The 13,163-nt window shown below is 73.9% G+C and carries 14 protein-coding genes and 1 pseudogene; 5 read left to right on the top strand and 10 right to left on the bottom strand.

Features of this window, described 5'->3' with window-relative positions; genetic code table 11:
* Positions 1–120 precede the first annotated feature (120 nt).
* The 8 genes and pseudogenes from ACTMS2_RS00240 to ku form a co-directional block, all read right to left on the bottom strand.
* Positions 121–1,137, bottom strand: coding sequence for an NADPH:quinone reductase (locus ACTMS2_RS00240; protein WP_441173488.1), 1,017 nt, complete (start codon positions 1,135–1,137; stop codon positions 121–123).
* Between the two features lie 336 nt (positions 1,138–1,473).
* Positions 1,474–2,127, bottom strand: a complete 654-nt coding sequence (locus ACTMS2_RS00235; protein WP_441173487.1) for an HAD family hydrolase — start codon at positions 2,125–2,127, stop codon at positions 1,474–1,476.
* A 105-nt stretch (positions 2,128–2,232) separates the two neighbouring features.
* Complete coding sequence (locus ACTMS2_RS00230) at positions 2,233–3,057, bottom strand: SCO6745 family protein (protein WP_441174054.1); 825 nt, start codon at positions 3,055–3,057, stop codon at positions 2,233–2,235.
* A gap of 280 nt (positions 3,058–3,337) precedes the next feature.
* Positions 3,338–4,025, bottom strand: a pseudogene (locus ACTMS2_RS00225) (FKBP-type peptidyl-prolyl cis-trans isomerase).
* An 87-nt stretch (positions 4,026–4,112) separates the two neighbouring features.
* Positions 4,113–4,757: a DUF4241 domain-containing protein gene (locus ACTMS2_RS00220; protein WP_441173486.1), complete on the bottom strand. Its 645-nt coding sequence runs from the start codon at positions 4,755–4,757 to the stop codon at positions 4,113–4,115.
* An 82-nt stretch (positions 4,758–4,839) separates the two neighbouring features.
* Positions 4,840–5,187, bottom strand: coding sequence for a thioredoxin family protein (locus tag ACTMS2_RS00215; protein ID WP_441173485.1), 348 nt, complete (start codon positions 5,185–5,187; stop codon positions 4,840–4,842).
* Positions 5,157–5,549: a MerR family transcriptional regulator gene (locus tag ACTMS2_RS00210; protein ID WP_121397016.1), complete on the bottom strand. Its 393-nt coding sequence runs from the start codon at positions 5,547–5,549 to the stop codon at positions 5,157–5,159. Before ACTMS2_RS00210 ends, ACTMS2_RS00215 begins: the two co-directional genes overlap by 31 nt.
* A gap of 151 nt (positions 5,550–5,700) precedes the next feature.
* Entirely contained in the window at positions 5,701–6,714 is a 1,014-nt protein-coding gene (ku, locus tag ACTMS2_RS00205) for a non-homologous end joining protein Ku (RefSeq protein ID WP_441173483.1), read from the bottom strand.
* A gap of 86 nt (positions 6,715–6,800) precedes the next feature.
* On the opposite strand from ku, the gene ligD (ACTMS2_RS00200) reads away from it, so the two are divergent.
* Positions 6,801–7,742 (top strand): non-homologous end-joining DNA ligase, encoded by a 942-nt coding sequence (gene ligD, locus ACTMS2_RS00200; RefSeq protein WP_441174053.1) that lies wholly within the window; start codon positions 6,801–6,803, stop codon positions 7,740–7,742.
* Positions 7,732–8,646, top strand: coding sequence for a non-homologous end-joining DNA ligase (gene ligD, locus ACTMS2_RS00195; protein WP_441173482.1), 915 nt, complete (start codon positions 7,732–7,734; stop codon positions 8,644–8,646). The genes ligD (ACTMS2_RS00200) and ligD (ACTMS2_RS00195) overlap by 11 nt, the downstream gene beginning before the upstream one ends.
* Positions 8,647–8,687: 41 nt before the next feature.
* Here ligD (ACTMS2_RS00195) and ACTMS2_RS00190 read toward each other — a convergent pair whose 3' ends face one another.
* Positions 8,688–9,848, bottom strand: a complete 1,161-nt coding sequence (locus ACTMS2_RS00190) for a hypothetical protein (RefSeq protein ID WP_441173481.1) — start codon at positions 9,846–9,848, stop codon at positions 8,688–8,690.
* A gap of 140 nt (positions 9,849–9,988) precedes the next feature.
* Between ACTMS2_RS00190 and ACTMS2_RS00185 the strand changes: the two genes are divergently transcribed.
* From ACTMS2_RS00185 to ACTMS2_RS00175, 3 genes are all read left to right on the top strand, one after another.
* Positions 9,989–10,753: a TIGR03089 family protein gene (locus tag ACTMS2_RS00185; RefSeq protein ID WP_441173480.1), complete on the top strand. Its 765-nt coding sequence runs from the start codon at positions 9,989–9,991 to the stop codon at positions 10,751–10,753.
* A gap of 27 nt (positions 10,754–10,780) precedes the next feature.
* Positions 10,781–11,350: a dihydrofolate reductase family protein gene (locus ACTMS2_RS00180; protein WP_441174052.1), complete on the top strand. Its 570-nt coding sequence runs from the start codon at positions 10,781–10,783 to the stop codon at positions 11,348–11,350.
* 250 nt (positions 11,351–11,600) lie between these two features.
* The gene (locus tag ACTMS2_RS00175) at positions 11,601–12,560 is read left to right on the top strand and encodes a zinc metalloprotease (RefSeq protein ID WP_441173479.1); all 960 of its coding nucleotides are present in this window, start codon (positions 11,601–11,603) and stop codon (positions 12,558–12,560) included.
* Between the two features lie 85 nt (positions 12,561–12,645).
* Here the strand turns inward: ACTMS2_RS00175 and ACTMS2_RS00170 are convergent, their stop codons facing one another.
* A complete protein-coding gene (locus ACTMS2_RS00170) occupies positions 12,646–13,131 on the bottom strand; it encodes a carboxymuconolactone decarboxylase family protein (protein WP_089002336.1) in 486 nt (161 codons plus the stop codon).
* Positions 13,132–13,163 lie beyond the last annotated feature (32 nt).

Genomic DNA, 13,163 nt, shown 5'->3' with positions numbered 1-13,163 from the left:
CGCCGGGGCCGCCCGCTCCATGCGGGTGACCCGCACCGTCATTGTTGCGAAACTTGTTCGCCTCTGTGCCCACTATGGGGAAATTTGCCCAGCTCAGAAGGCTTTCGGTGAGGCTGGGCGTCACCCGCTCTCGCTGGTCGTGATCAGCACCTTGCCGACCACCGCGTTCTCCACCGCCTGGTGGGCCGCGCCGGCCGCCGAGAGCGGATGGTGGTGCAGCGGCAGGCCGGCGTCCTCGCCCACCCGGATCCCGCCCTGCGCCGCCGCAGCCGCCACGTCCACCACCGCCTGGGCCTTGGCCGCCTTCGGCTCGGTGTAGACGAGCACGAACTGGAACCGCGCGTTCGGGGCCATCAACGGCCGGATCGGCAGGGTCACCTCGTCCCCGCCGTCGTCGGCGTAGACACAGACCGCGCCACCGCGCCGGAGCAGTTGGACGTCGACGGCGGCGTTGCGTGCCGGCGAGACCTCGACGATCGTGTGCACCCCGTCGGGCGCGATCTTGCGGACCTCCTCGACCACGTCCTGCCGCCGGTAGTCGATCACGAAGGACGCCCCGGCCGCCGCCGCCAACTGCGCCTTCTCCGGGCTGCTGACCGTGGCGACCACGCAGGCGTCCGCCCACCGGGCGAGCTGGATGGCCGCGTTGCCCACCGCGCCCGCCCCGCCCTGGACGAGCACCGTGTGGTCGCTGAGCGCGCCCGCGTGCAGCCGGTCCGGGGTGTACTCGCCGGCGGTCAGGCAGCGGTGCGCGGTGAGGAAGGGGATGCCCAGGCAGGCCCCCAGGTCGAAGGAGGCGTCGCCGAGGGGCACCGCCTGCCGCACCGGCACCACCGTGTACTCGGCGGCGGTGCCCCACGGCCGCTGCCACGCGGCCTCCCACAGCCAGACCCGCTCGCCGATCAGGTCCCGGTCGACGCCCTCCCCGACCGCCTCGATCACCCCCGCGCCGTCCTGCCCGGGCGTCTGCCAGCCGTCGGGCAGCGGCCCCTGCCGGCGCGCCTTCCAGTCGGTCGGGTTCACCCCCGACACGGCCACCCGCACCAGGACCTCGCCGGGGCCGGGCTCCGGCACCGGCCGGTCGAGAAGTTGCAGCACCGAGGCGTCGCCGGTGCGCTCGTACACGATCGCCTTCATCCCCGTCTCCTCACCCGGCGGCCCCCGGCGGGGCGCCGTCGGCTGCGGTACCCGGCGGATCCCCGCTCATGCCGACCCGCCGCCCCACACCCGGACGCCGCCGCCCGGGCCACGCAACCTGCCACCAGCCCCACCGCCCACGGCGGGAACACGCGAGCACCCCGCCCTACGGCGGCGTCGTGCGAGTGCGAGCACCGGTGATCAGGACGCGATGGACGTTAACGGGCGGTTTTAGGGTCCAGGGCGTCCTGATCGCCGGGCTGGGCCTGGGGTTGGGCTGGTGTTGGCGGTTGGCGCGTCAGGGCTTGGCGTGTGCGAGCGGCCCTGGTGGGCCGCCTAGCCGAGGCGGTCGATGGCCTGCGGGGTCAGGTCGCCGATGGCGTCCAGCACCACGGCCGCCAGCCGCTCGGCGTCCGGGTCGAGCGGGTACGTCCCGTGCGGCACCGCGACCACCGTCATCCTGGCCGCGGCAGCCGACCGTACGCCGTTGGACGAGTCCTCCACGGCCACGCAGCGGGCCGGGTCGACGCCCAGCCGCTCGGCGACCGCCAGGTAGACGTCGGGCGCCGGCTTGCCCCGTTCGGTCTCCTCGGTCGACAGCGTGGCGCCGAACACCCCGGTCAGACCCGTCGCGGCCAGCGCCGCCGCGATCAGCCGCGTCGGCGACGAGCTGGCCAGCCCCAGCGGCCACCGTTCGGCCAGCTGGCGTACGACCTCGTCGGCCCCGTCGATCAGCGGTACGCGCTGCGCGTAGCGCCGGGTCATCTCCTCGACGACCTCGGTGGCGACCTGCTCGGGGCTACGGTCGACGCCCAGCTCACCGCTGAGGTAGCGCGCCCACTCGCCGGTGCTCATGCCCATCAGCCGGCGCTGCGTGTCGGGCTGCCAGGTGCCGCCGTGCGCCGCGACGTACGCCCGCCGGACCTCCTCCCACACCGGCTCGGAGTCCACGATCACGCCGTCCAGGTCGAAGATCACCGCATCCGCCACGAGCCCATCCTGCCCCATCGGCGGCCAGCGGGCAGGCGGCGGCGGTCAGCGGGCGGCAGGGCGGCGAGCAGGCGGGCAGGCGGCGGTCAGCGCGCAGGCGGGCGGTCAGGTCCGCAGGGCGGGCAGGCCGATCGGATTGCCCTCGGGGATGACGGTGTGCGCGGCGCGCGCGATCGGTTCGAGCAGTTCGCGTAGCCGACCCGTACGCTCCGGGCCCAGCGTCCGCCACGGGCGGGCGGCGGCGGCATCGGTGGCGTCCTCGATCGCCTGGAACCGGGCCCGACCCTGCTCGGTCGGCTCCCCGTCGGGGGTCAGCCAGCCCCGCTCGGCCAGCCGGGCGCGGGCGGCGGCCCACTGCTCCTCCGACCAGCCGCGCCCGAGCAGGTTCAGCGGCGAGATGTCGACCGCGACCCGCCAGGCCAGCGTCTCCACCGGGTCGAGGTCGGCCGCGACCAGCGCGGCGATGTGCCCGTCGCCGCGCTGCTCGCGCAGCGTGGTGGCGGCCTGCCAGAGCCGGGCCAGCGGGTACTCGCCGCGCGGCAGGGCGGCGTTGGCGGCGCCCAGCACCCGGCCGGCCGGCTCCGCCTCGGCGGCCGCGGCCTCCAGCAGCTCGGCCGCCTCGACCAGGTGCGACTCCGGCAGCTCGTAGGTCAGCTCGGCCAGCGCCTGCACCGCGCCCGTGAGCCGCGCCCGCAGCGCCTCCTCCGGGGTGGCCAGCCGCCAGACGGCCGGCAGCGCCCGCGCCACGGTGTGCGGGGCGAAGTTGAAGAACGCCGCCGTGACCGGCGCGGCCTCGGCGGGCCCCAGCGGCGCGGCCCGGCCGGCGAAGTAGCCGCGCCAGAAGCCCCGCAGGCCGACCGCCTCGAAGGCGGCCCGGGCGCGGGGGTGGAAGTAGGTGATCGCGTGGACGGGCTCGTAGTGCGTCCACATCACCCGGGCGGCCCGCCCCGCGTCGTCCAGCGCCGTCACGTGCACCTCCGCGTCCGGTCGTCACCCCGGACGGCCGACCGCCCGGGGTGACGCTGAACCTACTGCGAGTGGGTGAGGGGCCGGAAGCCCCATGTGGGCTACTGCATCAACAACGGGCGACATCCCGGGCGAACCGGGCCGCTACCGCGGGGCAACGGACCGGTCACGGGCGGACCCGGCGAGCACGGGCCGGGTCACGGGCCGACCGGGGCAACGGGCCGGTCACGGGCGGACCGACGGGTCACTGCGCCGCGAGCACGTCCACCACGAAGCGCAGCGGGCCGGCCGGACGGCCGCCGGGAGGGTTCGTGCCGTACGCCAGCTCGGCCGGGATGTCGAGCTGGACGCGGCTGCCGACGGTCACCCCGACGAGGCCCTGGTCCCAGCCCGGGATGACCTGGCCGACGCCGATGGCGAAGGACGCCGGCTGCCCGCCGTTCCACGACGAGTCGAACTCCTTGCCGTCCTTGTAGAAGACGCCCACGTAGTTCGTGGTGATCGTCTGGCCCTTCTGCACCGCCGGGCCGGTGCCCTTGATCAGCGGGGTCACGGTGAGCTTCTTCAGCTCGCCCTTGCCGGCGGCGACGGCCGGCTTGCTGCCCAGGGCCGGATCCGCCCCCTCCGGCAGCTGCGGGGCGGGGGGCGTGTCGGCGGCGGGGGCACTGGCGGACGGGCCCGCCGAGGGGGCGCCGGCCGTCTGGTCCTTGTCGCCGTCGCTGTTGCGCCCGATCGTCACGAAGACGGTGATCAGCACCGCGACGACGGCGACCCCGGCGAGCCCGCCGGCCCAGGCCTGCCGGCGGCGCTTCGCCTCGGCCGCCTTCTGGGCGGCCAACTGGGCGGCCAGCCGCCGCTCCGACTTCTGGGACCGGTTCTGCGTACGCTCGCTCACGGCGTCGACTCCCTGCTGCGAAGGTGGTGGCCGGCATCGGAGTGCCGGGGGAAAGCCGACGCACACGGTACCCGCCCGGCCGCCCACCGCGCCGCCTCGACGGTGGCCGCTCCCACCGCACAGGTCACGCCGGCCCCGGCACCACCATGAAGTCGGTCACGAACGAGGTGATCCGGCCGTCGGCCGTACGCCCGATCCAGGTGCCGTAGCAGCCGTCGCCCCAGCCGGACCAGACCGTCACCACGTTGGCCCCGGTCGTCTCGTCGAGCACCGCGACGACGTGCCCCGGCACCGGCCCGCCCGACGGCTCGTCCGCGACGAACACGTCCGTCACCGCGTCCTCGTCCCACGTTTCCAGGGCGGCCAGCGCGATGGGGTCGGCCAGGGTGCCGATGCCGGTGTCCACGCCGTAGCCGAACCAGCCGTCGGACTTGAGGTCCGCGACGTCCTGGTCGCCGACCAGCGCCATCTCCCAGCGGGCCGCCGGCTCGTCGTGGATCACCAGTTCGAGGGCGGCCACCCGCCGGTCTGCCTCGGTGTCCTCGCCCCGGACCACGGCGACCCACGCCCGCGCCGGGTAGCGGCCGGGGGCCACCTCGACCGTGAACGGTTCGTCCTCGGGGCAGGCCACCGGGTCGCAGCCGACCACCCGCCCCGTCGGCAGCACGACGTCGCCCACCGGGTGCACCTCCATGACGTACGTGGCGTGCTCGTCGGCGAAGCGGGCGCCGGGCGTCAGCAGCCGGTCCAGGTCGGGGGTGTACGGCATGGGGTTCCTCTCGCGGCGGGGGCCGGCGGAGCGTACCCGCGGTGGCCGGTGGCGGGCGAGACCGCCCACACCGGCCGGTGGCTCAGCCCTCCAGATGCCGGGCCAGGGACTGGCGCAGGTGGTGCTTGGGGCGGGACCCGACGATCGAGCCGACCACCGTGCCGTGGCGGAATACCAGGAGGGTGGGCAGGGACATCACCGAGTAGGCGCGGGTGGCCGCCGGGTTGGCGTCGGTGTCGATCGTGGCGACGACCATCCGGCCGGCGAACTCCTCGGCGAGTTCGGCGAGGCTTCGGGAGACGGCCCGGCACGGCGGGCACCAGTCGGCCCAGAAGTCGACCACGACCGGGCGGTCGGCGGCGAGCACCACGGTGGCGAAGGTGTCGTCGGTGACGACGGTCAGCGAGCCGTCCGGCGCAGTCTCGAGCATGTTTCCTCCCGGTGGGTGATGGCGTGGGCGAGCTGGTCGCGCAGCTCCCGGCGGACCGCGTGCAGCCGGTCGATGCCGGCGTCGACCTCGGCCAGCTTGCGTCGCAGCACGGCCACCGAGTCCGGGCAGACGTGACCGGAGGCGTTGCCGGCCCGCAGGCAGGCGACGAACGGGCGGATGTCGTCCAGGCCGAAGCCCACCGCGAGCAGCGCCCGGATCTCGCGTACGACGTGCAGCTCCGCCTCGTCGTAGACCCGGTATCCGTTGGCCGAGCGGGCCGCCCGGACCAGGCCGTGTGTCTCGTAGTAGCGCAGGGCCCGGGTGCTCGTGCCGGCGCGTTCCGCCAGCTCACCGATCAGCATCCGACCTCCCTCGTCCGACCCGACCGACGCTAGACCTTGCCACCGGCGTCAAGGCAACATCGGCGCGCGGGAGGGCGGTGCGGACGCCGCGACGGCACGCCGTGCGCCGGCCGGACGCGCACCGGCCGACAGGAGACGCGGTCGGGCGGGGTCAGGCGGTCTTGCGGGCGGCCTTCTTCGGCGCGGCCTTCTTCGCCGCAGGCTTCTTCTCGCCCTCGGCGGCCTTCTTCGGGGCGGCCTTCTTGGCGGCGGTCTTCTTCGGCGCGGCCTTCTTCTCGGCGGTCTTCCTGGCCGGGGCCTTCGCCGCCTTCTTCTCGGCGGCCTTCTTCTGCGCCGAGCGGGCGGCCGAGATCGGGGTCGGCTCCCCGCCGCCGGCCGGCGCCTCGCCCCGGGCGGAGCGGGCGCGCTCCACGGACGCCTTCAGCGCCGCCATCAGGTCCACCGCGGCGGCCGGAGCCTCCTCGACCTCCTCCGGCTGGACGACCTCGCGGCCCTCCACCTTGGCGTCGATGACCTCCTGCAATGCCGCCCGGTAGTCGTCGGTGAAGGCGTCCGGCTCGAACTCGCCGGCCATCGAGTCGATCAGCGAGCTGGCCATCGCCAGCTCCGGCGGGCGGACCTTCAGGTCCTCGTCGAGGAAGCCGAAGTCGGGTTTGCGGATCTCGTCCGGCCAGAGCATGGTGTTGAGCAGCAGCACGCCCTCGCGGACCCGCAGCGTGGCGAGCTGCTCCCGCTGGCGCAGCGCCACCTTGACGATCGCCACCCGCTCCGAGTCGGCGAGCGCGTCGCGCAGCAGCACGTACGGCTTGGTGGCGGTGCCCTCCGGCTCCAGGAAGTACGCCTTGTTGTAGAGGATCGGGTCGACCTGCTCGGCGGGGACGAACTCCAGCACGTCGATCGCGCGCGAGCTGGACAGCGGCAGCTCGGCGAAGTCCTCGTCGGTGAGGATCACCATCTCGCCGCCGCCGATGTCGTAGCCCTTGGCGATGTCGTCGTAGGTGACCTCCTCGCCGCAGACCTGGCAGGTGCGCTTGTAGCGGATGCGCCCGCCGTCCTCCCGGTGCACCTGGTGGAAGCGGATGTCCTTCTCCTCGGTGGCCGAGTAGAGCTTGACCCCGATCGAGACGAGGCCGAACGAGACGGCTCCCTTCCAGATGGCCCGCATCCCCGTGCTCCTCTCGCCGGTACAGCCCAGGATCGCAAATGATCGAAGGCCACGCGAGCGCTTCGGTGCGCAAGTACAGTCGGGACGTGCCCGGCGCGCCGCTCAAGCCGATGCTCGCGATGACCGGGCAGCTCCCGGCGGGTGCCGGCTGGGCGTACGAGTTCAAGTGGGACGGGGTCCGCGCGCTGGCGGACATCTCCGGTGGCCGGCAGCACCTGTACGCCCGCAGTGGCGTGGAGATCACCGTCGCGTACCCCGAGCTGGCCGCCCTGCACGAGCAGGTGGGCGACGCGCTGCTCGACGGCGAGGTGGTGCTGCTCGGCGAGACCGGCCAGCCCTCGTTCACGGCCCTGGCGGAGCGGATGCACGTGCGCGACCGCAACAAGGCCGCCCGGCTGGCGGCGGTCGCCCCGGTGACGTACATGATCTTCGACCTGCTCCGGCTCGACGGTGAGGACCTGACCGGCCGGTCGTACGCCCGCCGGCGGGAGGCCCTGGACGGCCTGGCGCTCGGCGGCGCCCGGTGGGCGGTGTCGCCGGTCTTCGGCGACGGCCCGGCCACCTACGAGGCGGCCGGCGAGCACGGTCTGGAGGGGGTGATGGCCAAGCGGGTCGAGTCGGTCTACCGGCCGGGCGCGCGCTCCCCGGACTGGATGAAGGTCAAGCTGGAGGTCACCGGCGACTTCGTGGTCGGCGGCTGGCGGCCCGGTGCGCGCCGGATCGGCGGCCTGCTGGTCGGGGTGCCGGGCCCGGACGGCCGGCTCACCTACCGGGGGCGCGTGGGTGGCGGCATCGGCGCGGCCATCGAGCGGGAGTTGCTGCGCGAGCTGGAGCCGCTGCGCAGCGGCGCGTCGCCGTTCGCCGGGGACGTGCCGCGTGAGGATGCGCGGGGCGCGATCTGGGTAACACCACGGGTCGTGGTGGAGGTGAAGTACGGCCAGCGCACCCCGGACGGGCGACTGCGGTTCCCCCGGGTGCTCCGGCTGCGGCCGGACAAACCCGCCGAGGAGGTCGACGATGCCGGCTGAGCGGTTCCGGGTGGACGTGGAGGGACGCGCGCTGGAGCTGTCCAACCTGGACAAGGTGCTCTATCCCGACGCCGGGTTCACCAAGGGCGAGGTGATCGACTACTACACCCGTATCGCCCCGGTGCTCCTGCCGCACCTCGCCGACCGGGCGCTCACCCGCATCCGCTTCCCCAACGGGGTCACGGGCGGCTCGTTCTTCGAGAAGAACGCCCCGGCAGCCACCCCCGGCTGGGTACGCACCGAGACGCTGCCCGCGCCCGGGTCCAGCAAGGGTCGCGAGACCATCGACTACGTGGTCGCCGACGACCTGCCCACCCTGGTCTGGCTGGCGAACCTGGCCGCGCTGGAACTGCACACACCCCAGTGGAAGATCGGCGAGCACCCCGACATGATGGTCGTCGACCTCGATCCCGGGCCGCCGGCGGCGCTGCGCCAGTGCTGCCAGGTGGCGCTGCTGATGCGCGACCGGCTCGCCGACGACGGCATCTCCGCGTACCCGAAGACGTCCGGGAAGAAGGGCATGCAGCTGTGCTGCCCGATCGCCGGCACCCAGGACGCCGAGGACGTCTCGGCCTACGCCAAGCGGATCGCGCAGGAGCTGGAGCGGGCGCACCCGAAGCTCATCGTGTCGAAGATGGCGAAGAACCTACGGCCGGGCAAGGTCTTCATCGACTGGAGCCAGAACAACGCGGCCAAGACGACCGTGTCGCCGTACTCGCTGCGGGCGCAGTCCGTGCCGTCCGTCTCCACCCCGCTGACCTGGGACGAGGTCGAGGCGGGCGCGGCGGGGAAGCGGCCGGCGACGAAGCCGTACACGGCGGGGGAGGTGCTCAGGCGGGTGGAGAAGCAGGGCGACCTGCTGGCCCCGCTGCTCGACGGCGGCCCCGAACTGCCCGCCCCCTGACAGCACCAGGCCGGCGGGAGCGGGCCGGCCGGGCAGCGGCGTCAGGCGGCCGGCCAGGTGGTGTACGAGATCCGCGCGTTCAGGTTGGCCGGCACGCCCAGCCAGGCGTAGCAGTTGACCGAGACCAGGGTGTCGGCCCCGGACGGAGCCCAGCCGGCCAGTACGCAGTAGCCGCGCGGCGGACGACCGAGACCGGTCACGAAGGAGTTCACGAAGGCGGTGCCGTAGCCGGTCCCGGTGCCGGCGAAACGCACCTGGTAGCGGCCGGTGCCGAGCACCGTGCCCGCCGCGCCGCCGAAGCCCGGGATCGTCGAGTTGTAGCTCTCCCCGCCGATCCAGGTGTCGCGGACGTCCTCGCCGTAGAACACGCCGCTGGCGAAGCGCGGCCCGAACGCCCGGCCCAGCAGGTCCACCCGGGAGCCGTAGGTGACCACGAAGCGGGCGTCCACGGGGTTGCCGGCGGCGTTCGCGCAGTGCACCACCCACACGTCCGGCGGATCGAGCTGGCAGTGCACGGCGGTGCCGCCCAGCGCGGTCACGTGCGCCATCGGGAAGGTCGCCCCGCCCTCGCTGGGCGGGTTCGGGTTCATCAGGAACCGGTACCGGCCCTTGTCGAGGCGCTCGTAGGAGATCGTCCCGCCGGTCGAGTCGTAGCGGTACGCGGCGGGCAGGGTGCGTACGCCGGTCGGCTGCGCCTGGTCGGTGACGAACCACGCCAGCCGGCCCTGGCCGACCTGCCGGACGTTGGTGAAGGTGGCCACGAAGCGACTGTCCACGGGGCTGCCGGTCGCGGCGAAGCAGCGCACCTGGATCAGCAGGTCGGGGGCGCCGATCGGGCTGCGGTACCAGCTCGCCACCGTGCAGAAGACCGGCCCGCCGCCGTACGCCACCGCGTGCGCCACCCCGCCGCTGGTCGCCGCCCCCTCCAGCACCACCGTGTACGCCCCGGTGCCGGTGCGCCGCACCACGACGTCGCCGTCGCCGGAGTGGGCGCTGTAGCCGCCGGTGATGCGGTACTCGGTCGTGGTCGGGGAGTGCGCCCAGATCGTGGCGGTCACCGTGGGGTTGGGGTCCGGCAGCGGGTCCGCCGCGGCGGGCGCCGGCCGGGCCAGGGCCGCCCCGGCGAGCAGCACGGTCAGCGCCACGGCGCCCCGCAGCGTCCTGCCTCGACGGGCCCGGGGCACTCGTTCGTCCGTCTGCATGCGCAGCCTCCCTGGGCCTCGGCGGACCGTCCGCGCCACGAGTGTGGCAACGCCGGTCAATGCCCGGGGCCGGCGCGGCGATGCCGTTCCGGCCCGTCGACGGTTGAGTAGGCTGGCCGCAGCCTGCCGAGGAGTGCGACATGAACATGACCGATGCCCTCGTCCGGGAACCGCTGGCCGGGGGGCGGGCGGCGGAGGTGGACCGGCCGCTGCTCACCTACCTCGACGACGCGACCGGTGAGCGGGTCGACCTGACCGCCACGGAACTGGGCGGCTGGGCGGCGCGGGCCGCCGGGCTGCTGCGCGAGGGCTGCGGGCTGGGCGTCGGCGACCGGGCGGCCGTACTGCTCCCGGCGCACTGGCAGAGCGCCGCCGTGCTGCTGGGCGCCTGGTCGGCCGGGGTGGCGGTGTCCTTCCGGCCCCGGGCTACCGCCGGCCTGCCGCCGGTCGAGCCGGGCGCCGACGAACCGTACGACGCCGTCTTCGTCAGCGCCGAGCGGCTCGACGACTGGCTGGAGGACGTGCCCGAGGCGCGGCACCGCTTCGTCCTCGGCCTCGGCGTCACCCCGCGCGCCCCCGCCCCGGAGGAATACCGGGACTGGCTCGCCGAGGTGGGCCGGCACACCGACGCGCTGCCCGCGTCCGCCCCGCTGACCAGCGCCCACGCGGCCAGCCCCGACGGTACGAGCTACCGCCAGTGGGGCAGCGTCGCGCTGGCCGTCGCCGAGCGGCTCGACCTACGGGCCGGCGATCGGCTGCTGGTCGACGTCGCCGAGCACGAGCAGCCCGTGTACTGGCTGCTGGCGCCGCTGGCCGTCGGCGCGTCGGTGGTGCTCTGCGCCAACCTCGACCCGGCCCGGCTCGACGCCCGGATCGCCGCCGAGCAGATCACCCGGGTGCTGTAGGTGGCCGGGGTCTACACCGAGGCGAGCATGTCGCTGGACGGCTACATCGCCGGCCCGGGCGAGACCGGCTTCGACCGGCTCTTCCAGTGGTACGGCAACGGCGACGTCGCCATCGGAACCGCCAAGCCGGAGATGACGTTCCGCACCTCGCAGGCGAGCGCCGGGCACCTGCGGCACACCCTGGACGACACCGGCGCCCTGGTCGTCGGCCGGCGGCTGTTCGACCTCGTCGGCGGCTGGGACGGCCGGCACCCCATGGACAAGCCGGTCGTGGTCGTCACCCACCACGTGCCGGACGGCTGGCCCCGGCCGGGCGCGCCCTTCACCTTCGTCACCGAGGGCATCGAGGCCGCCGTCGCGCGGGCCCGCGAGCTGGCCGGTGACCGCTGGGTGGGAGTCAACGGAGGCAGCATCGCCCGCCAGTGCCTGGCGGCCGGGCTGCTCGACGAGATCCGGGTCAACCTGGTGCCGGTGCTGCTCGGCGACGGCGTGCCGTTCTTCGACCACGTCCGCGACGCCCCCGTCGAGCTGTCCGACCCGACGGTCGTCGAGGGCGACCGGGTCACCCACCTCTACTACCGGGTCCGCCGACCGTAGCCGTCCGAAAGGACGAAACGAGCCTCGCCGGTACGCCCCGAGGAGGCGCGGCGCGGCCCGCGGAACGGCCCGCGCGCCTTCGATCAGCGCTCCCCGGCCCCCTGGCGTTACAGGGAAGGCAGGCCCTTTCCGCAGGTCTGTTGCATGCGCGATCGACGTGGTCTCATACCGGGAAGACGACGTCATCGACCTGGTCGTGGCAACCCCGCGTCGACTCCGCACCGCCCCCATCCTCCTGAAAGGTGCACCGATGCACAGGAGACCGATCTTCCGACTTGCGGTCCTCACCGCCACCGCCGCGACGCTCCTGGCGTCCGGTGGCGCCTACGGCGCGGTATCGGCGGCGCCCGTGCCCGTCTCCCCGGGTGCCGCCGAGTGCGAGCCGGACGCCCACGGGCACGGCGCGGCCCGGCTCGCCGAGGGCGCCACCGCCCAGGAGCCGGAGCTGTACTCCAAGAACGAGGCGAACGCCTACGGCGTCATCAAGGACGCCCCGCGCCTGGCCAACGGCAGCGTCACCGTGCCGACGGTCTTCCACATGATCTCCGACCACCCGCTCACCGCTGCCGAGACGACCAGGTGGAACACCCTGATCGCGGCGCAGATGAAGGTGCTCAACGACTCGTTCGCGGGCCGCACCGCCGCCAACGCCTCCGACACGCCGTTCCGGTTCGACCTCGTCGACACGACGTGGACGGTGAACAGCGCCTGGTACACCGTCGTGCCGGGCAAGAACGAGCGCGACATGAAGAAGGCGCTGCACACCGGCGACTCCGAGACCCTCAACGTGTACGCGGCCAACATCGGCGGCGGCCTGCTCGGCTGGGCGTACTTCCCGAAGGGCTACAACAACGGCCGCGACTACATCGACGGCGTGGTCTTGCTCGACGAGTCGATGCCGGGCGGCACGGCCGGCAAGTACGCCCTCGGCGACACGCTGACGCACGAGGTCGGGCACTGGCTGATGCTGGAGCACACCTTCGCGCACGGCTGCTCCGCCGCTGGCGACTTCGTCGCGGACACCCCGCGCGAGGCGGCACCGCAGTTCAACTGCCCGGTGGGCGCGGACACCTGCACCGCACCCGGGCTGGACCCGATCCACAACTTCATGGACTACACGCAGGACTCCTGCATGAACATGTTCACGCCGGGCCAGGCGGACCGGATGAGCGACGCCTGGGTCGCGTTCCGGGCCGGCGGCGCCGGCTGACGCGGTGCGCGGGTGGCGGCCGGTCGTCGACCGGCCGCCACCGTCGGCCCGGACCGGCTGACCCCGGGCCGGGCCGGCTCTCGATTCAGTCGAACGCGGCGGCGAACATGCCCGGCTGGTAGGAACCGCCCCGCTGATGCACGATCACGGCGAGGCGATTTGCCGCGTTGATCAGGGCGACCAGCGCGACCAGCGCGGCGACCTGGTCGTCGTCGTAGTGCTTGCGCACCTCGGCCCAGGTCTCGTCGGACACGCCCTGGTAGGCGTCGGCGAGCCGGGTGCCCTCCTCGGCGAGCGCCAGCGCGGCCTGCTCGGCCTCGGTGAAGACGGTCGACTCGCGCCAGGCGGCGACCAGGTTGAGCCGGACCGCGCTCTCGCCGGCCGCTGCGGCCTCCTTGGTGTGCATGTCGATGCACCAGCCGCAGCCGTTGATCTGGCTGGCCCGCAGCGACACCAGCTCCTGCGTGGCCTTGGGCAGCGGCGACTGCTGGATCACCAGGCCGGCGTTCGCGAACCGCTTGGCGAACTTCCCGGCGACCTCGTTGTCGAACAAGTTGAATCGGGCGTCCATGCTTCCGTCCTTCACTCCTGGGGTTCGGTTGG

Source organism: Micromonospora sp. SD12, assembly GCF_052068495.1.
Taxonomy (GTDB): Bacteria; Actinomycetota; Actinomycetes; order Mycobacteriales; family Micromonosporaceae; genus Micromonospora; species Micromonospora echinofusca.
This window is presented reverse-complemented; position numbering and strand designations above follow the sequence as displayed.

Excerpts from the sequence above, each read along its gene's own strand:
- ACTMS2_RS00240 (WP_441173488.1), bottom strand. The coding sequence starts at position 1,137 with ATGAAGGCGATCGTGTACGAGCGCACCGGCGACGCCTCGGTGCTGCAA.
- ACTMS2_RS00230 (WP_441174054.1), bottom strand. The coding sequence starts at position 3,057 with ATGTGGACGCACTACGAGCCCGTCCACGCGATCACCTACTTCCACCCC.
- ACTMS2_RS00220 (WP_441173486.1), bottom strand. The coding sequence starts at position 4,757 with ATGCCGTACACCCCCGACCTGGACCGGCTGCTGACGCCCGGCGCCCGC.
- ACTMS2_RS00215 (WP_441173485.1), bottom strand. The coding sequence starts at position 5,187 with ATGCTCGAGACTGCGCCGGACGGCTCGCTGACCGTCGTCACCGACGAC.
- ACTMS2_RS00210 (WP_121397016.1), bottom strand. The coding sequence starts at position 5,549 with ATGCTGATCGGTGAGCTGGCGGAACGCGCCGGCACGAGCACCCGGGCC.
- ku (WP_441173483.1), bottom strand. The coding sequence starts at position 6,714 with ATGCGGGCCATCTGGAAGGGAGCCGTCTCGTTCGGCCTCGTCTCGATC.
- ligD (WP_441173482.1), top strand. The coding sequence starts at position 7,732 with ATGCCGGCTGAGCGGTTCCGGGTGGACGTGGAGGGACGCGCGCTGGAG.
- ACTMS2_RS00190 (WP_441173481.1), bottom strand. The coding sequence starts at position 9,848 with ATGCAGACGGACGAACGAGTGCCCCGGGCCCGTCGAGGCAGGACGCTG.
- ACTMS2_RS00185 (WP_441173480.1), top strand. The coding sequence starts at position 9,989 with ATGAACATGACCGATGCCCTCGTCCGGGAACCGCTGGCCGGGGGGCGG.
- ACTMS2_RS00180 (WP_441174052.1), top strand. The coding sequence starts at position 10,781 with ATGTCGCTGGACGGCTACATCGCCGGCCCGGGCGAGACCGGCTTCGAC.
- ACTMS2_RS00175 (WP_441173479.1), top strand. The coding sequence starts at position 11,601 with ATGCACAGGAGACCGATCTTCCGACTTGCGGTCCTCACCGCCACCGCC.
- ACTMS2_RS00170 (WP_089002336.1), bottom strand. The coding sequence starts at position 13,131 with ATGGACGCCCGATTCAACTTGTTCGACAACGAGGTCGCCGGGAAGTTC.